We start from the raw sequence: 22,731 nt of genomic DNA, 5'->3' as shown, positions 1-22,731 counted from the left end.
CGCTGCAACTGCAAAAGAATTATGTCACACTGCAGAAACAGAGGGTTTAGACGTATGGCGCATGATGGACAGGACTTGGCGATGGCAACTTCGGTGATTCTTCCCGATCTTCTGAAACTCACCGGGGCGGCGGTGGCGCCTGTGGAGGGGATTCTGGAAACCGCGATTGCGCGGGTGAAGGACACGGTATCTGAGGATGGGCGCGTTTCTGGCAAACTCATCGAACGTCACCAAACCGCAGCCCACGGGCTGAGCTGGCTGGCGACCTATGCGCAGTCGCTTAAACAGATGCAGGGTTGGGCGGAGAAGCTCAACGGCGACGGCAAATTTGGTGAGATCGAACAACTCATTCACCAGATCGCTTTCGGCGAATACCTCTGGCAAGTGTATGGCGGTATTCCGATGAGCCAGGGCGAAATCATCCGCCTGCAGGATCTTGGCCTGACCCAAGACGAAATGCGCGGCTTGATGACCCCAGAGGTCATGACACTTTGCGACAAAGGCAACTCGCAGGACGCGCGCATGCGCCTTGTTGAACTGATGCAGGAACAAGCGGCCAACATCACAGTTGGGGCCTCTGGCCTTGATGAAGAGCTGGAGATGATCCGGGATCAGTTCCGCCGCTTTGCGGTGGATCGCGTGGAGCCCAATGCCCATGAATGGCACCTCAAAGATGAGCTCATTCCAATGGAAATCATTGAAGAGCTTGCAGAAATGGGCGTGTTTGGCCTGACCATTCCTGAGGAATACGGCGGGTTTGGCCTGTCCAAAGCCTCCATGGTTGTGGTTTCTGAGGAACTCTCCCGCGGCTATATCGGCGTGGGGTCTCTGGGCACGCGTTCTGAGATTGCCGCAGAACTGATCCTCTGCGGAGGCACTGAGGAGCAGAAACAGAATTGGCTGCCCAAACTGGCCAGCGCCGAAATTCTGCCGACCGCGGTTTTCACCGAGCCCAACACCGGCTCTGACCTTGGGTCGCTGCGCACCCGCGCCGTGAAGACCGAAGATGGCAACTGGGAAGTGACCGGCAACAAGACATGGATCACCCACGCGGCCCGCACCCATGTCATGACCTTGCTCGCGCGCACCAATCCCGACAGCACCGATCACCGTGGCCTGTCGATGTTCCTCGCGGAAAAGACCCCGGGCACAGATGAGAACCCCTTCCCGACCGAAGGCATGACCGGCGGTGAAATCGAGGTGCTCGGTTATCGTGGCATGAAGGAATATGAGCTGGGTTTTGACGGCTTCAAGGTCAAAGGTGAAAACCTGCTCGGCGGCGAAGAAGGCAAAGGTTTCAAGCAGTTGATGGAAACCTTCGAATCCGCACGTATTCAGACTGCCGCCCGTGCTGTCGGTGTGGCGCAAGCCGCACTGGACGTGGGCATGCAATATGGCATCGACCGCAAACAGTTTGGCAAGTCTCTGATCGACTTCCCACGTGTGGCTGGCAAGCTGGCCATGATGGCCGTGGAAATCATGGTGGCGCGTCAGTTGACCTATTTCTCCGCTTGGGAGAAAGACAATGGTCACCGCTGCGACCTTGAAGCAGGCATGGCGAAGCTGCTGGGCGCACGTGTGGCTTGGGCGGCGGCAGATAACGCGCTGCAGATCCATGGCGGCAATGGCTTTGCGCTGGAATACACCGTGAGCCGGATCCTCTGCGACGCACGCATCCTGAACATCTTTGAAGGGGCTGCAGAAATTCAGGCGCAGGTGATTGCGAGACGTTTGCTGAGCTGACACCCGCTCTCAGTTGGACAGCAGACTCAAAGCGCGGCTCTCCCTCGGAGCCGCGTTTTTTTCGCGCCCTGTTAACCTTTGCGTGAAGGTCAAATTCGGCATGCGGTATCGCATCTGCATCGCGTCGGTATTGCGTCGGTGCCATTTTCACCGCAGGCTTTGCAGGTGCGGCAATGACCGGTGCGTACGGTGCAAAACGCCCCCAAAAGCAACGCCGCAGTCTTTGTGATATGATTGGAGGTTTTCATGCGCTGTGTCACCATCACTTACGAGTACGAAGGCGATGATATGGTTTGGGTTGCCAACTGCGAAGCCTTCATCAACGCAGTCGGCAATGATCCGGGGGCGGCTGGCTTTTCCTATCAGGTGGCGGTGGCCGATGATGGCATCACGCGAGTGCATTGGGGCCGCTGGAACAGCGATGCGGTTTTGAGACATGTGCAAGCACAGGAATATTTCAAAACCTTCGATGCCAAGCTGCGCCAAATGGCAAACGGGTCTCTGACCACCATCACTGGGGAAATGCGCGATCATACCGATGACTGGCATGCGCGCGCCCCTGACGCAGCATACCCAGACCCATCACTGCCGGAATGAGTAGGAAGATGATCCATTGAGGCATGATCCATAAAGTCTGAAGCCGCGCCATCCCATAAAAGACAAACAGTCCTGCAAACCCCAGTTGCACCGCGATCATGACATTGGCAAGCGGCGGGTTTGGATGGCCTATCAGCCAAAGACATCCGGTGGCCAAAACCAGCAACACGACTGTCACAGCATGCCAAAGCACAGCACTGATGGCACGGATCTCAATGGGGAGCGCGTCCGTCGCCTGCACCACGTGATGAATTTCTGGTCCGCCCAAAAAGACATGCACCACCGTTGTCACACATAAAAGCAGGCTCGCAGCAGCCATCCAATAGTTGCGTCTTTTACTTTTCATCGTGACCTCCTGATTCCGTACGCTAGCGTATGTCTTGAATATTTGAAGCTTTGCTTGCCCGAGTCAATACGGCATCGTATGGTGCATCCATGGCACAGAGATTATCCAAAGACGATTGGTTGCAGGCTGGCTGCCTCGCCCTGACCGAAGCCGGGCCCAAAGCGCTAAAGGCGGAGCCTTTGGCACGTCGGCTGGGAACCACAAAGGGTTCTTTTTACTGGCATTTTGATGATGTCCCCACGTTCCAAAGAGCTTTGATGGAGATGTGGAAGAACCGCGCCTATGAAGACATCGTGACGCTTCTTGATCAGCAAGACAGCCCCGTGCTCAAGCTGCGCCAACTGGCACAGATCGCCGGGTCAGGTGCGCCTGAAGAATTTGGCGGCCTGGGGCTGGAACCTGCCATCCGCGCATGGGCGCGTGAAAGCGAGGCGGTGGCGCAGGCGGTGGGTGATGTGGATCGCAAACGCATGGGCTATGTGCAGGAGCTGTTTGAAGCGATCGGTCTGACCAATCCGGAGTTGACCCGCCTGCTTTATGCGGCCTTTGTGGGCATGGAAGAGCTTTCCACCCACGATCAGGCGGACAACAGTTCTGCGCTTGGCACTCTGGTGGATTTGATTTTGGCACTACATGAGGCAAATGGATGAAACAGCGGGTATGGGTAGCGGGCGCGATGGCGCTGGTTTTGGCAAACTGTGGGCCGAGTGAAACAGTCACGCAATATGGGGGAAGCACATATGACTGGCGCCTGACGGAAATCGACGGCACGGAGGTGACCTATCAAGCGACACTGGAGCTTTCTGAAAATGGTGCGGTCGACGGCGCAGGCCCATGCAATGGATTTTCCGGCAGTCAGAGCGCACCTTATCCATGGATCGACATTCAGATAGATTTTGTCGAAGAACTCTATTGTGCCGATATTGACCATGAAGAAGCATATCTGGCGGCTTTGAGCGAGATGAGCCTCGTTGAAGTGGCTGGCACCACAATGATCATGAGCAATGAAGCCGGGCGACAGATGGTGTTCAGCGGGATCGGATCCGACGCTCCAAGCGATCCATAAACCGCGCACGCGCCTCGGGCAGGGGCCTGTGCCCCAAATCCGGTGCAAGTTTCTCTGAGAGGAAATACCCCGTGGTGATCAGCCCCTGCTGTATCTCCACATCCGGGGCCTGCCCCTGCCCCAGCATCACCGGCGGCAGAGGCAAGAGCCGATCCGCCCAGTCTCCGGCCCCTTGAGCAGAGACCGCGCGGCCCGATTTGGGCGAGACATAGGTCAGGCTTTCCGTGCTCCCGGTGACCGCGCATTCAGAGAGATCAAGCCCGTAACCCAAGGCAGAGAGAAGCGCCATTTCCCAGCGCAGATAAGCCAGCGGCCAGAGATCATTCTGGCCCAAAAGATCCAGCAACTGACGGCTTTGCAGATAGAGCGCGGCATGAGGTTCCCGATCTGGCAGACAGAAGCCCAACAGCGCCGTGACCGCATTGAGACCCGCAAGCGCAAAGCGATCACTGAGGACGGCGGTGCGCGCGCGCAGAGGCTCCACGGCAAAGGTGCCAATATGATCTGACAGCCGCGCCCGCCAGGTCAGATCGACCTGCCCACCCGGTTGCAGAATCGGAGTCATCTTACGGCTGATGCCGCCCCGTACGATCCCGGCATGGCGCCCATGCGTTTCGGTGAATGCCTCCAGAATGACGGAGGTCTCACCGTGTTTTCGTGTGCTGAGCACAAAGCCCTGATCCCGCCAATCCATGGTCTGCTCCTTTGGCATAGAAAAGCCTCTGGCACGGCGAAAGGAAAGCTTTAATCCGACAGTCCCGGCTCATCCAGAAGATGGCGGCCCTGACGGTCTTCCACCTCAATGACCCAGGCATCGGGATCAAAGCTGCGCTGGCGGGTCAGGGCCGCGTCCACATCTGCCTCCGGCCCCTCGGCCAGCACCACCCATGTGCGCGCGCCACTCATGAGATCAAAGCTGCGCTGATAGGCCATGGCCTGCCCATCAAGCGTGTTGAGTTTGACCAGAACAGCCCCGGCAGTGTCATCTCCATGGGCCACAACAAAGGCCGCAATATCGGCCAGACGCAGGCGGGCGAGATAGGCATGCACCCAGAACTCAGCGGTTAAACGCATGACAATTCAATACACCTATAGTAGTTAGGGATACCCGCTTTGCGGTTATTTTTAAGAAAGGTCTTAGTTGTGCGACCAGAATTGAAAACACCCCTATTGGTGCGTCTGCTGTTTCTGGCAGCGCTTGTGTTGATCGGGCTGGAAGCCGCTGGCGTGATTGCGCCGGAAGACATGCCCCTCGCCCATATGGCCATCGTGCTTTTGGCTGTGGCCGCGGTGGTCTGGGGCATGGTGGCGCTCATGCGTTTCCGTCGCTGAAGTTGAGCCCCATCTCAGAATAACGCTCTTTCTCTTCCAGCCAGTTCGGGCGCACTTTCACCTGCAAGAACAGGTGGATACGGCGTCCCATGAACTCTTCCAGTTCTTCACGGGCGGCCTTGGAAACGGCCTTGATGGTCTCGCCTTTGTTGCCCAGAACGATGCCCTTGTGACCATCGCGCATCACGTAGATCATCTGATCCACCCGGGCGGAGCCGTCTTTACGCTCTTCCCAGTTTTCGGTTTCAACCGTCATCTGATAGGGCAGTTCCTGATGCAGACGCAGGGTAAGCTTCTCGCGTGTGATCTCTGCCGCAATCATCCGCATGGGCAGATCGGCAATCTGATCTTCGGGATAGAGCCACGGCCCTTCCGGAAGTTGAGCTGCCAGCCATTTGCGTAAATCAGCACAGCCATGGCCTTTTTCCGCAGAGATCATGAAAGTCTCTACAAAGGAAAATCGCTCATTGAGATCTTTGGTCAGCGCCAGAAGCACGTCTGATTTCACCCGATCAATCTTGTTGATCGCCAGCGCCACTTTGCGGCCCTGACCGATCTCTTCAAGTTGCTCCAGAATGGCTTCGACACCTTTGGTCACGCCCCGGTGTGCTTCCACCATCATCACGATGATATCCGCATCCGCAGCACCGCCCCAAGCAGCCGCGACCATGGCGCGGTCGAGACGGCGGCGGGGCCGGAACAGGCCCGGCGTATCCACAAACACAAGCTGGCTGTCACCCTCCAGCGCCACGCCCCGTATGCGGGCGCGGGTGGTCTGAACCTTGTGGGTCACGATGGACACCTTCGCCCCCACCATCTGGTTGGTGAGCGTGGATTTGCCCGCATTGGGCTCTCCGATCAGGGCAACGAATCCGGCGCGTGTGGTCATATCAACAGCCTCAGTGTTTCAGCAAATGCTGGTTAAGTGGCGTCTGTAGCCCAAAACACACGCCGGTGCCAGCAGAAGTGCCGCCAGCGGCGCTGAGGGTTATTCTGACCGCGCGGCCAGAAGCTGATCGTGGATCTGCTGATACATGGATGTCAGCGCCCAAGTCTCCTTTTCCATGGCAGCAAAATTCTGCCCCCGCAGAAGCAGCGCCTGCATCATGTCTGGATGGGCCCCAACGCGATCAGAGCGGTCGATCTCCTGCTTGGTGTACCAGCGCCCCTTCTTCCAAAGGTGACGCCCGATCCTGCGCACGCGCAGTGCAATCAACAGGCTGCTCATCAGGTGAAAGCGCCGCAACACAAGCGGGGCAGCCCCCCCATGCACCTCTTCTATGCGGCGCACAAACCGCGGGTAGATCTCAGCAAAGGGCAGTGCGTGATACTCATCAGCCGCCAGCCAGGCGAGATCTTCATATCCAGCACCCAGAAAGCTGTCTTCGAAGTCAAACCAGCCGATGATACCCGCATCGGAGACGGCAGCATTGGCAAAGCGGTTGTCCCACTTCAGAAAATAGGCATCGGTTGGCAGAAACTCTGCAGCGATGGCAGCGGGATCATAGCCGGTCAGGGCCGCGCCAAAAACTTCGGCAGTGCGCAGCGGGCCTTCCACAAAATACCTGCGATCCTGTGCGCGAGCAAAGAGCACAGGCACATCGGCTGCAGCCACAGGACGCCCGATCTGTCGCTGATATTGAAACACCGAGACAATCGCCTGCTCAAACAAGTCTCCACGCTCGGCTTTTGGCAAAGCCCCCATGGTATTGGCCAGGCTCACCGGTCCCATATCCGTTTGAAAAAGGAAGCCAGCACGCTCCCCAAGCAATTGCGGAAAATGCGGCGTTAACGGCGCCAGATGTTCGAGAATGCGTTTTTCACGTGCCGCCCCTTTGGTGTTGTCACGGCGTGAAACGATGACAGTGCGGTCTTCCAGAAACATCCGAAAAACAGCACGATCGCGTCCACCGGGACAGCTGGCTTTCAAAACCGGCTGCCCCAGTAGGTCTTCGGTGGCGGAGATGAGGTCAGAGACCTCAACCCCGCCAACATGATCCACATGGTCTGGATCTGTCATCACGTCCTTCATTACTGGAGGCGGCTCTCTTGTACGCCCTCAGAGGATAGTGCAACGCCGCTGCCTGTCACCAGATCCTTGCGGTTACGCTGCATGCGCTCAAGGAACTCGCGCAGCTTGGCCCCTTTGGGCGTCGCGCGGGCAACCGTTGGCACACCATTGCCGCCCCCTGTCTTAAGCTCCGGGAAGATCGCAAAGATCTCATCCCGTGCTTCAGTGGACAGCGACTTGAGAGCCTCAGTGCCCGTGAAGAGCGTTTCCGTCACTGTGCCCTCAGACCAGACCAACTCGTGGTTTTCGCAGAGGAAGTGATGGTAGTGAACCCCATCAGGATTGTCCTCGATCACGTCAATGCCGGGGAACATTGTCAGCTTCTTAGCCGCAATCAACACCTCGGATTGACCGAACACGCGCTCGGCAACACGGGAACTGATGAAGATACGATGCTGTGGGCTGACCACCAGATCGTGGGTCGGCAAACCCATGCCCAAAGCCCCGGCAGAAATGCGGATCGGCTTGAGATTAGGATGTGCATCCAGCTCTTCAGCAGAGAGATGCCGCGCGCCAATCCAGCGAATCGGCTGCGCATCGCGATCTTTCGTGAGCACCTTATCCCCTATCTTCAGCGTCTCAATCTCACGGTCGCCCTCTGGCGTTGCAATGCGGGTGCCGCTTGCAAAACAGACAACGGTGAAGTTGATCTCTTCGAAGTTATCAAAGGAGATGTTGCCAATCTGGCCACTCTCATCGCCGGAAGTGATCTGATAGGTCCCGCGCGGGAAAACACCCTGCACATTACCATCGAGAATATCACGCAGCGTTGGTTGGCCCTGCCCGCCAAACTGGATGGTCTGGCCCTTGCTGGAGGTGAAGACACCTTCGGCGCTGCTGTCCAGTCCTGTGATGGTCGAGACATCCGTGACGTTCGTGGTCAGGGTGATCTTGTCATCATTGGCGGTTTCATCGGCCACATAGTGTTCAACCGATTTGACCGTGTCACGATAGCCTGAGCCCAGTTTATCCACATGACCGTTTCCGGCATCGTCGATGAACGCATGAACATGTTCATCGGTGGGATCGTCACTGACATAGGTATCCCGCTCAGAGCCACCGTCGATCTGATCATTGCCATCGCTGCTGACGAAAGTGTCCTGACCCGTCTGACCAAAGAGCCTGTCATGCCCCACGCCACCATCGATCACATCTTCGCCGCTGCCCCCGATGAGCAGGTCGTTGCCATGATCGCCTTCGAGCGTGTCATCGCCACCGCCACCTTGCAGCAGATCATTGCCATCGCGCCCTTCGATCCGATTGTCACCGCCATCGCCGGTGATCCAGTCGTTGCCGCTTGAACCGATGACATTTTCAAAGTTGGTCGTCGATTCAAAATCAACCACCACATTGTTGTGATTGACCAGTTTGGCCTGATCCGTGTTCATGTCAAAGCGGACATGGGAAATGCCGTTGCCGTTGGCCCCCTCAAAGGACACGGTGTCGTTGCCGGCACCACCATCCTGATTGTCCACGCCCTGACCACCAGTGACCAGATCATCGCCGTCGCCGCCAGAAAGCGTGTCGTTGCCACCACGCCCGTCGATGACGTCGTTGCCCCCTTCGCCCTTGATAACGTTGCCGCCGTCTGTGCCGGAGATCGTGTCGTTGCCACGCGCACCAATTGCGTTTTCAAAGTTGCGCACGGTCTCAACGGTCGGGCCGCCGTTCAAACGCCCGGTGCCCGCCTGCAGATCAAGTTCTACAAACTCTGACGCAGTGCCAAAGGAGTCTGCATAGGACACCGTATCATTGCCAGCGCCACCATCCATGGAGTCGGTGCCAAAGCCACCAGCAACGAAATCATTGCCGTCGCCCCCCGTGATCGTGTCATGGCCTATCCCACCCAAGAGGGTGTCATGGCCGAGCCCACCTTTGATGTTATCGTTGCCCGACTGGCCATAGATCGCGTCGTTGCCAGCACCGCCTTCAAGATAGTCGTTACCAGTGCCACCATCCAAAGTGTCATTGCCCTGGCCACCGTAGATCTCGTCATTGCCGTGGCCGCCCAGAATCGAGTCATTGCCTGCTCCACCGTCGACGAAGTCATTGCCGGACCCTGCATCAATGGTGTCATTGCCGGCCACGTCGAGCGTTTCCACCACAGAAACGTTGTCGATTTTTCCGTCACTGCTGTGATGCTCCCCCGTGGCTGTGGTGTTGATAATCCGCAGCGTCGTGTTGGGGGTGGTTGCCGTGAAGGTGAAGCTGACCTTTTGTGTGGTGTTGTTCTGAACCGCTACGGACTCCGAGGAAATCACATTGCCATTGGCGTCCAGCACATCAATCCGGAAGCCGTGATGGGCTGCGCCATTGTTGTTTTCAAAGAGATCCAGCGAGACGGTGTGCTCTGCGCCAATGTTGGTCGCAAAGGTCTGCTGAATGGCATCATTGCCCGCAGCGCGACCGCCATTGTTGAAACTTACAGCGCCATTAATGTGCGGCGCAACACCATCGCCATTTCCATCGATCCGCTGCCAGCCTGCGCCGCCCTGATTGAAATTGCCATTGCTGATCAGGTTGCCGGTGTTGCCACTGTTATTGTCGCCATAAATGCGGTCGCCGCCATCGCCAGCAGTGATGCTGTCATTGCCGCCACCGCCAAAGACCGTGTCGTTGCCTGTGCCGGCGTCGATGGTGTCATTGCCTGCATTGCCAGCAACCACATCGTTGCCAGAGCCAGCTCGCACCACATCATTGCCACGGCCAGCATCGACATAGTCGTTGCCAGATCCGGCATTCACCGTGTCGTTGCCACCATTCGCATAGATGATGTCATCGTTGCCGCCTTCCGTTGGCAGGCGGGCATCATTGGAATCCACCCGATCCCCGTCGCCATCGCGATAGCCCGGAAAGATATTGTCATTGCCATTGCCGCCGCGCACGACGCCATCAGGACCAAGCTTCAGGGGACCGAGCGAATTACCGCCGCCACCGCTTCCACTGCCGCTGCCGCTCCCACTTCCGCTGCCCCGTCGACCTCTTCCTCGACCACCACTACCGCTTCCGCTACCGCTACCACCTGACATCGCAGCATCTCCTAGTCTAAATTCCCTGCCACCGGCGCGCTATTCTGGCGCGTGTTTGATTGGTGGCGATACGTTTTTTGACAGCTCAGTTCTCAAGCCCACCGCACTTAATGGCAGGACAATATGCTAAAGACGTGCTAAAATTCTGTCACAAATGCGTTCCCAGAGACCAATTTATGGGCGAGTTGCAGCCTTTCGGAATCTAGAGCCCACACCCCACTCCAAAAGGTTGCATACCGCGCAAGGCAATAATGCGCCCGTTGATTCGAATTGAATTGATCTAAGATCCAGTCAGCCGCTCACCTGCGCGAGCAACATCTTGGCAGCAGCCTGTTCAGCCTTGCGTTTAGAGCTATCAGTGGCTTCTGCCACGGCGCCGTTCTGAAGCTTCACCGCGATGGTGAACACTGGTGCATGATCTGGACCAGAGCGCCTTACCAGCTCATAAGACGGCGGCGGCAACTTACGCGCCTGCGCCCATTCTTGCAAGCTGGTCTTCGGATCACGCGCATCCGCTTCAACCGTTGTCACACGATTGCCCCAAAGTCGCAAAATCAGCGCTTTTGCCACCTCAAAACCGGCATCGCGATAGACCGCAGCGAGAATCGCTTCCATGGCATCGCCCAGCAGCGCCTGTTTGCGGCGACCGCCAGACATCATTTCAGAGCGGCCCAGTTTCAGCGCTGCGCCCAGATCAATCTCACGGGCCACTTCGGCACAGGCCTCTTTGCGCACCAATGCATTAAAACGTGGTGCCAGCTGACCTTCGGAGGCGGATTTGTCATGCTCCAACAGCGCTTCGGACATCACGAGACCCAGCACACGATCGCCAAGGAACTCCAGACGCTGATTGTCCTGCCGTGTGGCAGAAGACATGGACGAATGTGTCACCGCACGCACCAGAAGCTCCGGGCGGGCAAATTTATGGCCCAGCCGTATTTCCAGCGCTTTGAGCTCTGCGGATAGTTTCACTTTGGCCTCACTCAACCGCCTTGAAGAACCGATCGCCGCGCCATGTCCAGAACGCAAACATGGAACGGCCAGCAGAGGAGAACATGATGCGGTCTGCGCGGCCGATCAGGTTCTCGTAAGGCACAAAGCCCACCCCACGCGCGGATTGTGGCACGCGGCTGTCAGTGGAGTTGTCACGGTTATCTCCCATGAAGAAATAGTGGCCTTCAGGAACTGTATAGATGCCGGTGTTGTCCGATCCCTGCGTGGTGATGTTCAGGGTGGAGTACTGCACACCATTGGGCAGGGTTTCGATATAGCGTGACTTGGCACAGGCTCCGCCATCACCAACCGGGCCATTTTCACAGCGCGGGCGGTGACGTTGTGGACCTTGCGGGCCATATTCTTCGGTAAAGACACCGCCATCTTCGCGCTTGACCACCTGACCGTTGATGTAGACCGCGCCATTGCGCAGCTGCACCTTGTCACCGGGCAGGCCAATCAGGCGCTTGATGAAGTCATAGCCAGTGACGGGATGGCGAAAGACCACCACATCGCCGCGCTCAGGCTCACCACCAAACAAGCGCTCATTGCTGCCCTCACCAAGCCATCCACAGATGTCTTTGGCATCCACATTGATGCCCACAGCCGGAATACGGACAGAGGGGCAGGAGGCATAGGAATAGCCATAGGTCATTTTGTTGACGAAGAGGAAATCTCCGATCAGCAACGTGTCTTTCATAGAGCCGGATGGGATCCAGAAGGGTTGAAAAAACAGGGTGCGGAACACACCGGCAATCAACAGCGCCCAGAAAATCGTTTTGATGGTCTCGACGATACCGTTGTCGCTTTTGGCTTTCTCGGCCATGAGGTCACTCTCCGCTTTTTCACCAATCTGCTTTGGTCTTGGGTTACATGCGGGTGTCAGCGCGGGCTGTCAACCCGACCACTCCCCTGCCTATGCGTCTTAGGCTGACTCTGGCGCGATTGGGCGGGCTTCGATCACCACAAAGGCCTGCGCCCACGGATGATCATCCGTCAGAGTGACATGAATGATCGCCTCATGGCCCGGAGGGGTCATCTCAGCGAGCCGCTCTTTGGCCCAACCGGTGACCTCCATAACCGGCTGTCCACTGCGCAGATTACTGACCGCCATGTCTTTCCAGCTGATCCCCATGGCCAGCCCCGTGCCCAGCGCTTTGGAACAGGCTTCTTTGGCGGCCCAGCGCTTGGCATAGGTGCCGACGCTGTCCCGCCGCCGCTCAGCCTTGGCCTGTTCTACATCGGTGAACACGCGGTTTTTGAAGCGCGCCCCAAAACGGTCGATGGTGCCTGCAATGCGGTCAATATTGGCAAGATCGCTGCCGATACCGAGGATCATAACACTTACCCCTGCAACCGTGCGGTCAGGATTTTGTAGCCTGCAAAGCCGAAAAAACCCGCAAACGCGAGATCAAACCAACGAGATGCGCGACGGTACCCCCGAACGACTTTTTCTGAAGAGAACAGGAATGCATAGCCGATAAAGATCAGAATCGAGCCTACATAAAGCAGGCCGAAATAGCCGAAGAGTGTTACGGGTGTGGCATCGGCAGGCGCAACGATGGCATAGATCGAGGCCCAGCTGAGGATTGCCTTGGGGTTGGTGATGTGGATCGCGGCGCCCTTGGCAAAAAGGCTGCGTGCGCTGCCTGAAAATGGCGTACCTGCGGCGGCGGCTGTGTCTTTGGCAACCGCGCGTTTGAGCGCCTTAAGCGCCAGCCATCCGAGATAAGCGGCCCCCGCATAGCGAAGAATTTCAAACACCCAGACATTCGCAAGCATCACAGCAGACAAACCAAGCGCGGCAGCAATGCCCCAACTGGCGGAGCCTGCCAGAATGCCGAGCGCGAAGGCCAATGCAGACCGGCGGCCTGCGGACATGGCGGTGCCAGCGATTCCCATGGTGGCCGGCCCCGGAGAACCGCCCGCCATAAGCCAGGCTATCCAGATCGCTATGAATTCAGGTGTGATCATCCCGTGGAACCGGTCCGCGCAGCATCCATCAGGCGGCGCATTTCGCGGATGGCAGGATCCAGCCCGCGGAAAATGGACTCCCCAATCAGGAAGTGCCCGATGTTGAGCTCCATCACCTCCGGCAGGGCTGCGATGGGTTGTACCGTGTCATAGGTCAGCCCGTGACCGGCATGCACCTCTAACCCAAGAGACTGGGCAAAAGTGGCCATTTCGGTGAGCCGTGCAAGTTCTGCATCGCGTTCGTCAAACCGGCACTCTGCGTGGAAGTCGCAATAGGCGCCTGTGTGCAATTCGATGACCTCAGCACCGATACGGGCAGCAGCTTCGATCTGGGGTTTCTCTGCGCCGATAAAAATCGACACACGGGAGCCCGCCTCACGCAAAGGGGCGATATATGCAGCCAGTTTGTGCTCTTCTCGCACCACATCCAAACCGCCTTCGGTCGTGCGTTCTTCCCGCTTTTCCGGCACAATGCAAACCGCATGAGGCTTGTGACGCAGGGCAATGGCCTGCATCTCGTCAGTGGCGGCCATTTCAAAGTTAAGCGGCACCGAAAGCGCCTCCATCAAGGCATCAATATCGGCATCGACAATATGGCGGCGGTCTTCGCGCAGGTGCGCGGTGATGCCATCTGCCCCCGCCTCTTCGGCCAGTTTGGCCGCGCGCACCGGATCAGGGTAGGCACCCCCGCGGGCATTGCGCACGGTGGCCACGTGATCGATGTTCACCCCAAGACGCAGCATGCTCATTCTCCTTATGCCTTGGCCTGATTTGCATTGGCCCAATGTCTTTGCATGGACCCTATGACGGCGGTGCCACAAGGAAAACCGCTTTTATGATCAAAAAACGTGATGGGGGTCAGTTGTCGGCGTGAACATGGGCCGCCCGCTCCTCGGCCATGGCCCGGGCCTTGGCAATGCGCGCGGCAAATTTGGCAGATCGACGCTTCTGATAGGCACGGATCAGAGGCACAGAAATGTAATACATAACGGTCGCGGCAATAATACCCGGCAAAATGCCCCCCACCATATAGGGAAAGAACACCTCGTCATAAAAAACCCTGAGCCCGTGCCAATCGGCGACATCATCGGTGAAAAGCGTCCAGAAATTGTGCCACAGATCCGCTCCGGCATTGGCGAATTTACCGCCCAGCGACTGTGTGTCGCCTTCTTCAAACTCAGTGCCCAGCAGGAAGTGTCCGGTTTTCAGCGACACAATGCCAATCGGCAGATAGGTCAACGGGTTGCCAAAGAAGGTCGCCAGCAGTGCCGCCAGAAGGTTGCCCCCCAGGATGCGCGACAACAGCGCTGCCACCACGAAGTGCATCGTGTAAAACGGGGTAAACGTGGTGAAGACCCCGGCCCAAATACCGCGCCCAATGGTTTCAGGAGAGCCGGGCAGCCGCCGCAGCCGGTGCTGCACATAGCGCGCAGCGCGTCCCCATCCACCGCGGGGATAGAAAAACTCACCGAGAATACGGAGAAAAGGCCTTCTATCGCGGCGCTTGAATACCACGGGGTTCTGTCCTCGGCTGTGTCAGGGTGCCAGCGCGTCGCGGGCCCTGTCAGGATTTCGATAGCGTTCGATCTCGGCCACGTCAGTTTCCGCTTCCAAAGCCAGCATCAGCTTGTGCAGGTGTTCGGCGTCGCCGAGGTCCACACTGATCAGAAGGCGGTAAAAATCCGGTTTCCGGTCCACGAACTCGAGGTCAGAGATATTGGCCTTATTCTCGCCAATCAATGTGCAAATACGCCCCAGTACCCCGGCGTCATTGCCGATGGTGACCAGCAATTGCACCGTATAGATCGGTTTGTGCTTGCCTGCATGCCAATGCAGGTCGAGCCAGCGGTCCGGCTGGTCTTCATAGTTGGACAAACTGTCGCAGTTGATGGCATGCACCACAACGCCCTGCCCACGATAGGTGATCCCGACAATCCGTTCGCCGGGCAGTGGCTGACAGCAGGGGGCACGCTGAAAGCTCTGATCATCAGACAGACCGATCACCGCGCGCTCTGCCGCAACCTCGTCGGTCTTTTCTGGTGCCAGATCCGGGTAAACGGCCTGCAACACCTCATGGGCTGTCAATTCAGCAGAGCCAAGTCGCGCCAAGAGCTCATCACGCTCTTTCAGACGTAGGTGTTTGGCAGCCAGATCGAGCACTTTGTCGGTGGCTTTTTTGCCGACGTGTTCAAAAGCGGAGCGTGCCAGCTCTGCGCCCAGCTTCACATAACGTTCCCGATCCAGCTCACGCAGGGCCCGGCGAATCGCCGTGCGGGCCTTGCCGGTTTTGGCGATATCCAACCATGTGGCCTGCGGCATCTGACCTTCGGCGGTGATGATCTCCACCGACTGGCCGTTTTTGATGCGTGTCCAAAGCGGCACACGTCGATGATCGACTTTGGCGCCAACACAGGCATGGCCGATGCGGGTGTGAATCGCATAAGCGAAATCGATCGGTGTTGCACCCCGCGGCAGCTGCACCACCTCCCCTTTGGGCGTGAAACAGAAGACATGATCAGAATACATCTCAAGCTTCACAGCTTCGAGGAAATCCTCATGATCTTCTTCGGCATCAAACTGTTCTGTGAGGCCAGAAATCCATTTCACCGGATCCACCGCAAAGGGGTTTTCGCCGCGCGAGCCATCCTTGTAGGACCAATGCGCAGCCACACCGGTTTCGGCCACATCATGCATCTGATGGGTGCGGATCTGTACTTCCACCCGGCGGCCATTGCGGCCTGACACAGTGGTGTGAATAGAGCGATACCCGTTGGACTTGGGCTGGCTGATATAATCCTTGAACCGGCCCGGCACCGCCCGCCAGCGTTGGTGGATCACCCCAAGCGCCCGATAGCAGCTGTCCTCAGAATCGGTGATGATACGAAAGCCGTAAATGTCGGACAGACGCGAAAATCCCTGATCCTTCGCCTGCATCTTACGCCAGATCGAATAGGGTTTCTTCGCACGCCCCACCACGTCACCCGGCACGTAATGATCGGCCAGTTCCTGCACCATGTCATTGGTGATGCGTTCAATCACATCACCAGTTTCCTTCTGCAGGGTGATAAAGCGGCGCATGATCGACGCACGACCTTCTGGATTGAGCACCTTGAACGCAAGATCTTCGAGCTCGTCGCGCATCCACTGCATCCCCATGCGTCCGGCCAGCGGCGCATAGATATCCATGGTTTCACGTGCTTTTTGCGCCTGTTTTGCCGGGCGCATCGCCTTGATCGTGCGCATGTTGTGCAACCGGTCGGCCAGCTTCACCAAAATCACCCGCAGGTCTTTGGACATGGCCATGAACAGCTTGCGGAAGTTTTCAGCCTGTTTCGTCTCAGAGGAGGACAGCTGCAGATTGGTCAACTTGGTGACACCATCCACAAGCCCGGCAACCTCGCCGCCAAAGGTCTCTGCAACCAGATCGTAGGAAGCTTTGGTGTCTTCGATGGTGTCATGCAAAAGCGCCGTGATGATGGAGGCATCATCCAGATGCTGCTCCGCCATGATCCAGGCAACTTCGATGGGATGGGAAAAATAGGGCTCACCGGAATGACGAAACTGCCCGTCGTGCATGTCGCGGCCAAATTCATAGGCCGCGCGAATCAGATCAGCGTTTGTCTTCGGATTGTAGGCGCGAATGAAATTGATAAGGTCATCAGCAGGGATCATTGGCGCCCACCTATAGTTCCGTAGGGCTTAGCCCTGTCCTTGCGCTTCCATCAGGGCCCGCAGGAGCTTCTCTTCGGACATGTCATCCTCAGCGGGGGCATCCGCCTCAGCACCCATCAGAAGTGCCATGCGGTCTTCTTCAGGCTCATCGACTTCAATCTGGCTCTGGTTGGCCTCGATCAGACGCTCGCGCAGCTCGTCAGCGGTCTGGGTTTCTTCTGCGATTTCACGCAGGGCCACCACAGGGTTCTTGTCGTTGTCACGATCCAGAGTGATCGCGGCGCCAGCGGACACCTCACGGGCACGGTGGGACGCAAGCATCACCAGCTCAAAGCGGTTGGGGACTTTGTCTACGCAGTCTTCAACGGTCACGCGGGCCATCGGGCACTCCATTCGTTATGGATCTGGTCGGAAGTCGTGTATCTACGCGGGATTGCACCCCTTGACAAGCAAGATTCACAGCGGTCGCACTTCATCCCGCGCGCTTTGCGGCAATTGTGCATAGAATTCTGCCACCGTGCCCCCCAAAACCGGGTGACGCCACGTCGCAGCCACATCCATCAGAGGGGCCAGAACAAAGGCCCGCTCCTGCATGCGCGGATGGGGAAGAATCAACTCCTGCGGCGTTGATTTCACCTGTTCTTCCAAAGGCAAGTCGCGCCAAGCGGTTTGCGTTTCAAAATCTGGGCGCACCAGATCTCCGTAGGCGATCAGGTCAATGTCCAAAGGGCGAGTGCCCCAACGTAATGTGCGCTCACGACCAAAAGAGGCTTCGATTTCATGCAGGCGCGCCAGTAAATTTTCCGGCATCAAATCGCTCTCAATTGTGATTGCGGCATTCACATAATCGGGCCCTGCTCCTGCCGGGAAACAAGGTGTTTGAAAGAATCGGCTAATTGCGCGAAGATGAATACCATTACAATTCAATTGCATAATTGCGCGTGCAATGGTTTGGTCGGGAAAACCAAATTCAGAAGGCAAATTACCACCAAGAGCCAATAGACCGAAATTAGGCACTTTCTTCTCCGTGAAATGAGGTGCGTTACTGCAAGAATTCTTCGCAGCGCTTGCGAGCGCGAAAAATATGATTATTTTAGCGACACTGCTTCGTCCACTCAAATTACACTCACGGGACATTCCAGACGGGGCAGGCTTAGAAAGGACATTTTGATGTTTTACAAAGACGAACGGCTTGCGCTGTTCATAGACGGTTCGAATCTATACGCGGCCGCAAAGTCGCTCGGATTCGATATCGACTACAAGCTTCTGCGGCAGGAATTCATGCGCCGCGGCAAGCTGCTGAGAGCATTCTACTACACAGCGCTACTGGAAAATGACGAATATTCGCCAATACGACCTCTGGTCGATTGGTTGCATTACAACGGCTTCACCATGGTGACCAAAGCGGCGAAAGAGTACACGGATGCTCAGGGGCGCCGTAAGGTCAAGGGGAACATGGACATTGAGCTGGCTGTGAATGCAATGGAACTGGCGCCACATGTGGACCACATCGTTCTGTTCTCTGGGGATGGAGATTTCAGACCGCTGGTGGAAAGCCTGCAACGTCAGGGCGTGCGTGTCTCCGTGGTCTCCACGATCCGCAGCCAGCCCCCAATGATCAGTGATGAGCTGCGACGTCAGGCGGACAACTTCATCGAGCTAGACGGGCTGCGTGAAGTGATCGGCCGCCCACCGCGCGATCCAATGCCTGAACACAGCCGCGAAGCGGAACTGGCAGACGACTGATCCTGGGGATGGATCATCATTGAGTGGCAGAAGCCGGGATGCACAAGCACCCCGGCTTTTTGTTTGTTTACGCCAGCATTCGCGCAACTGATTGGGCGGCGCCCCGCACTGGAGCGCGCGCAACAAGAAACGAGCGGTTTTCAGGAGCCGTTTATCTGATTGTGCGTATCGATGACACGACTGGGCCACGTGCTTTTGATATATCCCAGAACATCAAGAATATCCTGATCACTGAGACCATCACCAAATCCGGGCATATTGCTTTGATACCCCTGCCCTACCACCTGTTCGGTGCCAAATTTTGTGATGGCAAACAATATGGCGTCAGGATGATGCCAGGTATGGCCGCTGGAGTCATGCGGCGGCGCAGGCAGCAGACCATCAGCGTCACGCTGGCGCCAATTGGGTGCGCCTTCAAGCTTTGCCCCGTGACATACCGCGCAATTCTCCGCATAAAGTTCTGCGCCACGGGCCACGTTTTCCGCCTTGTCATAGGGCAGCACAACTTGCGCCGCTTCTGCATTGGAAGGGCGCAGACCAAACTGCCAGACAGCACCGCCCATCAAGACAAGGCCAAGGATCATTCCCGTGCGCTTGAGCACGGAGGCATGCAAGTGTTTCATCATGATTTCCATCCTGTTTTCCACTCGCTAACAGCCTCCCCTGCTGGAAGGTCAAGCACTGGACGCAGCGATGTGAAACCTCTACCCCTGAGGGCGCAAAGGCGGGGGCCAGCCCCCGTCGCACAGGTGCGACTCCCCCGGGATATTTTAAGTCAAATGAAGTCCCCGGGTAGGAAAAGCGACAGAACAGACCCAGGAGACAGCGGCCATGACGCATCAGAAGATCACCATTCCTACCGCCGCCCTCATATTGGGCGCAGCTGGGCTCATTCCCTTTGTCTGGGGCGCACTGACCTACCTGAACGACACACTTGCGCTTTGGGGCACCGAAGTTTTGGGGCCAAGGTTTGTCGGGCCCTATATTCAGCTTTTTTATGGCTCGGTTATCTTGAGCTTTATGTCTGGCGTGCTCTGGGGGTTTGCCACCAAGGCGGACGGCAGGCAGGCGACCCTGTGCTATGCGCTCTCTGTAATTCCTGCGCTCTGGGCCTTCTTCATGACGGGCGGCGGCCCCACAGGCGCGGCCAGCAATCTGATTTCTGGCTTCATTGGCCTGCTATTGCTGGACTATTGTTTCTTCAAATGGGGCCTCACACCCCCCTGGTGGATGCAGCTGCGCGTGTTTCTGACCAGCGTTGTGATCTTATGTCTGGGTATCGGGGTGGTGATGTGAGCCACAAAACTATGGGTTAAACAAATGATATCAATTCATTTTCTACTCACCGCTTTTGTTGTGGTCATCGCGCCCGGCACAGGGGTCATTTACACTTTGGCAATGGGGTTGGGCCAAGGGCCACGCGCTGCGCTTTGGGCGGCGCTGGGATGCAGCCTTGGAATTTTACCTCACCTGCTGGCCGCGACATTGGGTCTGGCAGCGGTGCTGCACACCTCTGCTGTGCTCTTCAATGTCGTGAAGTTTGCGGGGGTGAGCTACCTCCTTTATTTGGCATGGCAAGCCCTGCGCAGTGACGGTGCCTTAAGCCTGCGTGCCGAACGCGCAGTGCAAAAGGGCGCCGTGATCGCGCAGCGCGGGGCGCTGATCAACATCCTAAATCCGAAACTCTCGGTATTTTTCCTCGCACTGCTGCCCCCGTTTTTGAGCGGTGTGCCAGAAAATGCCATCACCGAGATGGCCCTGCTCGGCGGGGTGTTCATGGTGATGACCTTTGGCGTTTTTGTGCTCTATGGGCTGTTTGCCGCCAAAGCGCGGGATGTGCTTTTGAGCAGTGAGCGCGTGATGACCTGGCTGAACCGCAGTTTTGCGGCGATTTTTGTGGCGCTGGCGGGACGGCTGGCGATGGAGCGGGTATGAGCGATAAAGAGACACTGGAGGTCTATGCCAAGGCCGCCGAGGATTATGCCGCGCGCTTTGGGAAAGTGGCAGAGGGCGACATTGATCAGTTCAGCGATCTGAAAGCACTGTTTGAGCTTTTGCCTGACAATGGACTGGTGCTGGATCTGGGCTGTGGCCCCGGGCAATGGGCCGCCAAAATTCGGGAAGCAGGCTATCAGGTCGAAGCTATGGATGCCTCCCCGGAAATGGCGGCGCTGGCCAAAGAGCGGTTTGATCTGGATGTGACAGTGGGGGTGTTTGAGGATCTGACAGCAGAGGCCAGATATGATGGGATCTGGGCCAATTTCAGTCTGCTGCACGCGCCACGCGCGGATTTCCCTGCCCATCTGGCGCGGATATATCGCGCACTCAGACCCGGCGGCGCGTTTCACATCGGCATGAAGCTTGGTACGGCAGAGGCGCGAGACGGTCTGGGGCGGTTTTACAGCTACTATGGCGAGGCCGAATTGATCGACCTGCTGGAGGCCGCCGGCTTTACCGTCATCCGAAAAAGGCGCGGCAACGGCAAAGGATTGGCTGGCAGTGACGACACATTTGTCATACTGACCGCCCATGGCTGATTTGATTGCATATACCGATGGCGCATGTTCTGGAAACCCGGGTCCGGGAGGCTGGGGTGTGTTGCTGCAGGCCAAGGATGGCGACACCGTGATCAAATCACGGGATCTGTCCGGTGGCGCACCGGAAACCACCAACAACAAGATGGAGTTGATGGCCGCGATCATGGCGCTTGAGACGCTGGAACGGGCCAGCACCATCACCGTTGTGACCGATAGCACCTATGTCAAAAACGGTGTAACCGGCTGGATTTTCGGCTGGAAGAAAAACGGCTGGAAAACATCAGCCAAGAAGCCTGTGAAAAACGTCGAGCTGTGGCAACGGCTGGATGCGGCGCAGGCGCGCCATCAGGTGACATGGGAATGGGTCAAAGGCCACGCCGGACATCCGGAGAACGAGCGTGCCGATGAGCTGGCGCGCGCAGGCATGGCCCCGTTCAAAAAGTAAGCTGTTAAAAGGCAGACAGCGCTATTTGCGATAATGGGTCGGCACGATGATCAATGCGCCGATGGAAGCGACAATTGCATTCAGACCGGGGCTGCCAAAGCCGATGTGAAACATGCGGCTCACCATGAAAAACAGGAACGCCCCGCCGATGCAGATGATGATCGACGGGATGTAACCATTGCGGGTGAACCCGCTGCGTTCAGCCGCGTAGCCGATGATGCCCGCAATCACCATGGTGCCGAAAAATGCGAAAAACATGCTGCGTCCTTACAGTGTCTGACCTTTGGTGAGCGGGAAGCCCCGCAGGAAGATATCCGCATCCTGCGCGCCTTTGCCGGCCCGCTGTAGACGCAGAAGCTGCACAGCCCCGTCACCACAGGCCACAGTGAGCGACGCCTCATCAAGCAATGTGCCAGCCTGCCCCTGCCCTTCGGCAATGCGCGATGCGAGCAGTTTCACCCGCTGTCCATCAATTTCAGTCCATGCGCCGGGAAACGGCGACAGGCCGCGAATTTTGCGATCCACCTCAATGGCGGGCGCTGACCAGTCGATGCGGGCCTCTGACTTGTCGATCTTTTCAGCGTAGGTCACGCCGTCGTCAGGCTGTGGTTTTGCAGGCAAATCCGCCAGCGCGCCCAATGTGTCAACAATGGCTGTCGCCCCCAAGACCGCAAGCCGGTCATGCAGCTGCGCGGTGGTTTCTTCTGCCCCGATGGCGATTTCGCGGCGCAGGCGCACAGGGCCCGTATCAAGCCCTGCATCCATCTGCATGATGCAAACGCCGGTCTCCGCATCCCCGGCCATGATCGCGCGATGGATCGGCGCGGCCCCACGCCAGCGCGGCAGCAGGCTCGCGTGGATGTTGAGACAGCCCTGTGTCGGCGCATCAAGCACCGCTTGCGGCAGAAGCAACCCATAGGCCACAACAACCCCAACATCTGCTTTGAGGTCGCGGATGGTTTGCTGCACCTCATCGTTGCGCAGAGTTGTGGGGTGATGCACCTCAAGACCCAGTTCTAGCGCGCGGGCGTGCACCGGGGTTGGGCGGTCTTTCTTGCCACGGCCTGCGGGGCGTGGGGGTTGGCAGAACACGGCGGCGATTTCATGGCCTGCCTCTACCAATGCATCAAGAACGGAGACGGAAAACTCCGGGGTGCCCATGAAAAGAATGCGCATTTCT

At 57.4% G+C, this 22,731-nt stretch carries 28 protein-coding genes; 10 read left to right on the top strand and 18 right to left on the bottom strand.

The features are described from left to right. Positions 1–54 precede the first annotated feature (54 nt). Together J7382_RS03440 and J7382_RS03435 are read left to right on the top strand one after the other, a co-directional pair. The gene (locus J7382_RS03440) at positions 55–1,743 is read left to right on the top strand and encodes an acyl-CoA dehydrogenase family protein (RefSeq protein ID WP_209067143.1); all 1,689 of its coding nucleotides are present in this window, start codon (positions 55–57) and stop codon (positions 1,741–1,743) included. Between the two features lie 246 nt (positions 1,744–1,989). Beyond that, positions 1,990–2,340, top strand: coding sequence for a hypothetical protein (locus tag J7382_RS03435; protein WP_209067142.1), 351 nt, complete (start codon positions 1,990–1,992; stop codon positions 2,338–2,340). Here the strand turns inward: J7382_RS03435 and J7382_RS03430 are convergent. Further along, the gene (locus tag J7382_RS03430; protein WP_209067141.1) at positions 2,255–2,686 is read right to left on the bottom strand and encodes a hypothetical protein; all 432 of its coding nucleotides are present in this window, start codon (positions 2,684–2,686) and stop codon (positions 2,255–2,257) included. The genes J7382_RS03435 and J7382_RS03430 overlap by 86 nt on opposite strands. Before the next feature lie 89 nt (positions 2,687–2,775). Here J7382_RS03430 and J7382_RS03425 point away from each other — a divergent pair, with 89 nt between their 5' ends. Together J7382_RS03425 and J7382_RS03420 are read left to right on the top strand one after the other, a co-directional pair. After that, on the top strand, positions 2,776–3,336 hold the full coding sequence (locus J7382_RS03425; protein WP_209067140.1) for a TetR/AcrR family transcriptional regulator: 561 nt from the start codon (positions 2,776–2,778) through the stop codon (positions 3,334–3,336). Then, positions 3,333–3,752 (top strand): META domain-containing protein, encoded by a 420-nt coding sequence (locus tag J7382_RS03420; protein ID WP_247744790.1) that lies wholly within the window; start codon positions 3,333–3,335, stop codon positions 3,750–3,752. The genes J7382_RS03425 and J7382_RS03420 overlap by 4 nt, the downstream gene beginning before the upstream one ends. On the opposite strand, the gene recO is transcribed toward J7382_RS03420, so the two are convergent. Beyond that, positions 3,715–4,446 carry a DNA repair protein RecO gene (recO, locus tag J7382_RS03415; protein ID WP_209067138.1) on the bottom strand — a complete coding sequence of 244 codons (732 nt, stop codon included), beginning with the start codon at positions 4,444–4,446 and terminating at the stop codon, positions 3,715–3,717. The two genes, J7382_RS03420 and recO, sit on opposite strands and share 38 nt — an antisense overlap. Before the next feature lie 50 nt (positions 4,447–4,496). Then, on the bottom strand, positions 4,497–4,826 hold the full coding sequence (locus J7382_RS03410) for a DUF1491 family protein (protein ID WP_209067136.1): 330 nt from the start codon (positions 4,824–4,826) through the stop codon (positions 4,497–4,499). Positions 4,827–4,907: 81 nt separating this feature from the next. Between J7382_RS03410 and J7382_RS03405 the strand changes: the two genes are divergently transcribed. After that, a complete protein-coding gene (locus J7382_RS03405; RefSeq protein ID WP_158500709.1) occupies positions 4,908–5,084 on the top strand; it encodes a hypothetical protein in 177 nt (58 codons plus the stop codon). On the opposite strand, the gene era is transcribed toward J7382_RS03405, so the two are convergent. From era to folK, 12 genes are all read right to left on the bottom strand, one after another. Further along, positions 5,065–5,973: a GTPase Era gene (era, locus tag J7382_RS03400; RefSeq protein WP_209067134.1), complete on the bottom strand. Its 909-nt coding sequence runs from the start codon at positions 5,971–5,973 to the stop codon at positions 5,065–5,067. The genes J7382_RS03405 and era overlap by 20 nt on opposite strands. 99 nt (positions 5,974–6,072) lie before the next feature. After that, positions 6,073–7,104 carry a hypothetical protein gene (locus J7382_RS03395; RefSeq protein WP_209067131.1) on the bottom strand — a complete coding sequence of 344 codons (1,032 nt, stop codon included), beginning with the start codon at positions 7,102–7,104 and terminating at the stop codon, positions 6,073–6,075. 11 nt (positions 7,105–7,115) lie between these two features. Continuing rightward, entirely contained in the window at positions 7,116–10,040 is a 2,925-nt protein-coding gene (locus J7382_RS03390; RefSeq protein WP_209067129.1) for a Hint domain-containing protein, read from the bottom strand. A gap of 435 nt (positions 10,041–10,475) precedes the next feature. Further along, positions 10,476–11,156, bottom strand: coding sequence for a ribonuclease III (rnc, locus tag J7382_RS03385; protein ID WP_209067126.1), 681 nt, complete (start codon positions 11,154–11,156; stop codon positions 10,476–10,478). A 7-nt stretch (positions 11,157–11,163) separates the two neighbouring features. Then, positions 11,164–12,003 carry a signal peptidase I gene (lepB, locus tag J7382_RS03380; protein ID WP_209067124.1) on the bottom strand — a complete coding sequence of 280 codons (840 nt, stop codon included), beginning with the start codon at positions 12,001–12,003 and terminating at the stop codon, positions 11,164–11,166. A 99-nt stretch (positions 12,004–12,102) separates the two neighbouring features. Next, positions 12,103–12,516: a holo-ACP synthase gene (acpS, locus tag J7382_RS03375; protein WP_209067121.1), complete on the bottom strand. Its 414-nt coding sequence runs from the start codon at positions 12,514–12,516 to the stop codon at positions 12,103–12,105. A 5-nt stretch (positions 12,517–12,521) separates the two neighbouring features. Then, the gene (locus J7382_RS03370) at positions 12,522–13,109 is read right to left on the bottom strand and encodes a LysE family translocator (protein WP_348539996.1); all 588 of its coding nucleotides are present in this window, start codon (positions 13,107–13,109) and stop codon (positions 12,522–12,524) included. Positions 13,110–13,147: 38 nt separating this feature from the next. After that, positions 13,148–13,894 (bottom strand): pyridoxine 5'-phosphate synthase, encoded by a 747-nt coding sequence (locus J7382_RS03365; RefSeq protein ID WP_247744788.1) that lies wholly within the window; start codon positions 13,892–13,894, stop codon positions 13,148–13,150. 115 nt (positions 13,895–14,009) lie between these two features. Further along, positions 14,010–14,666 carry a DUF2062 domain-containing protein gene (locus tag J7382_RS03360; RefSeq protein ID WP_209067114.1) on the bottom strand — a complete coding sequence of 219 codons (657 nt, stop codon included), beginning with the start codon at positions 14,664–14,666 and terminating at the stop codon, positions 14,010–14,012. A 21-nt stretch (positions 14,667–14,687) separates the two neighbouring features. Beyond that, the gene (locus tag J7382_RS03355) at positions 14,688–16,823 is read right to left on the bottom strand and encodes a bifunctional (p)ppGpp synthetase/guanosine-3',5'-bis(diphosphate) 3'-pyrophosphohydrolase (RefSeq protein ID WP_209067112.1); all 2,136 of its coding nucleotides are present in this window, start codon (positions 16,821–16,823) and stop codon (positions 14,688–14,690) included. Between the two features lie 27 nt (positions 16,824–16,850). After that, a complete protein-coding gene (gene rpoZ / locus J7382_RS03350) occupies positions 16,851–17,204 on the bottom strand; it encodes a DNA-directed RNA polymerase subunit omega (protein ID WP_058241112.1) in 354 nt (117 codons plus the stop codon). A gap of 75 nt (positions 17,205–17,279) precedes the next feature. Continuing rightward, a complete protein-coding gene (gene folK / locus J7382_RS03345) occupies positions 17,280–17,942 on the bottom strand; it encodes a 2-amino-4-hydroxy-6-hydroxymethyldihydropteridine diphosphokinase (RefSeq protein WP_348539995.1) in 663 nt (220 codons plus the stop codon). Between the two features lie 51 nt (positions 17,943–17,993). On the opposite strand from folK, the gene J7382_RS03340 reads away from it, so the two are divergent. Further along, positions 17,994–18,569 (top strand): NYN domain-containing protein, encoded by a 576-nt coding sequence (locus J7382_RS03340; protein ID WP_058241110.1) that lies wholly within the window; start codon positions 17,994–17,996, stop codon positions 18,567–18,569. Positions 18,570–18,709: 140 nt separating this feature from the next. On the opposite strand, the gene J7382_RS03335 is transcribed toward J7382_RS03340, so the two are convergent. Beyond that, on the bottom strand, positions 18,710–19,195 hold the full coding sequence (locus J7382_RS03335) for a cytochrome c (protein ID WP_247744787.1): 486 nt from the start codon (positions 19,193–19,195) through the stop codon (positions 18,710–18,712). A 205-nt stretch (positions 19,196–19,400) separates the two neighbouring features. Here J7382_RS03335 and J7382_RS03330 point away from each other — a divergent pair, with 205 nt between their 5' ends. The 4 genes from J7382_RS03330 to rnhA are packed head-to-tail and all read left to right on the top strand — an operon-like array spanning position 19,401 to position 21,551. Next, positions 19,401–19,865, top strand: a complete 465-nt coding sequence (locus tag J7382_RS03330) for a DUF3429 domain-containing protein (protein ID WP_058241109.1) — start codon at positions 19,401–19,403, stop codon at positions 19,863–19,865. A 24-nt stretch (positions 19,866–19,889) separates the two neighbouring features. Further along, positions 19,890–20,504, top strand: coding sequence for a LysE family translocator (locus tag J7382_RS03325; RefSeq protein ID WP_209067108.1), 615 nt, complete (start codon positions 19,890–19,892; stop codon positions 20,502–20,504). Continuing rightward, a complete protein-coding gene (locus J7382_RS03320) occupies positions 20,501–21,106 on the top strand; it encodes a class I SAM-dependent methyltransferase (protein ID WP_209067106.1) in 606 nt (201 codons plus the stop codon). Before J7382_RS03325 ends, J7382_RS03320 begins: the two co-directional genes overlap by 4 nt. Continuing rightward, on the top strand, positions 21,099–21,551 hold the full coding sequence (rnhA, locus tag J7382_RS03315; RefSeq protein ID WP_209067104.1) for a ribonuclease HI: 453 nt from the start codon (positions 21,099–21,101) through the stop codon (positions 21,549–21,551). The genes J7382_RS03320 and rnhA overlap by 8 nt, the downstream gene beginning before the upstream one ends. A gap of 21 nt (positions 21,552–21,572) precedes the next feature. On the opposite strand, the gene J7382_RS03310 is transcribed toward rnhA, so the two are convergent. Both J7382_RS03310 and fmt read right to left on the bottom strand, forming a co-directional pair. Then, complete coding sequence (locus J7382_RS03310) at positions 21,573–21,809, bottom strand: hypothetical protein (protein WP_209067102.1); 237 nt, start codon at positions 21,807–21,809, stop codon at positions 21,573–21,575. Between the two features lie 9 nt (positions 21,810–21,818). Then, entirely contained in the window at positions 21,819–22,727 is a 909-nt protein-coding gene (gene fmt / locus J7382_RS03305) for a methionyl-tRNA formyltransferase (protein WP_209067099.1), read from the bottom strand. Between the last annotated feature and the right edge of the window lie 4 nt (positions 22,728–22,731).

The organism is Shimia sp. R11_0 (assembly GCF_017744035.1).
In the GTDB taxonomy this organism is placed as follows: Bacteria; Pseudomonadota; Alphaproteobacteria; order Rhodobacterales; family Rhodobacteraceae; genus Shimia; species Shimia marina.
The sequence above is the reverse complement of the archived record's forward strand: the minus strand, read 5'-3'. Positions and strand labels throughout refer to the sequence as shown.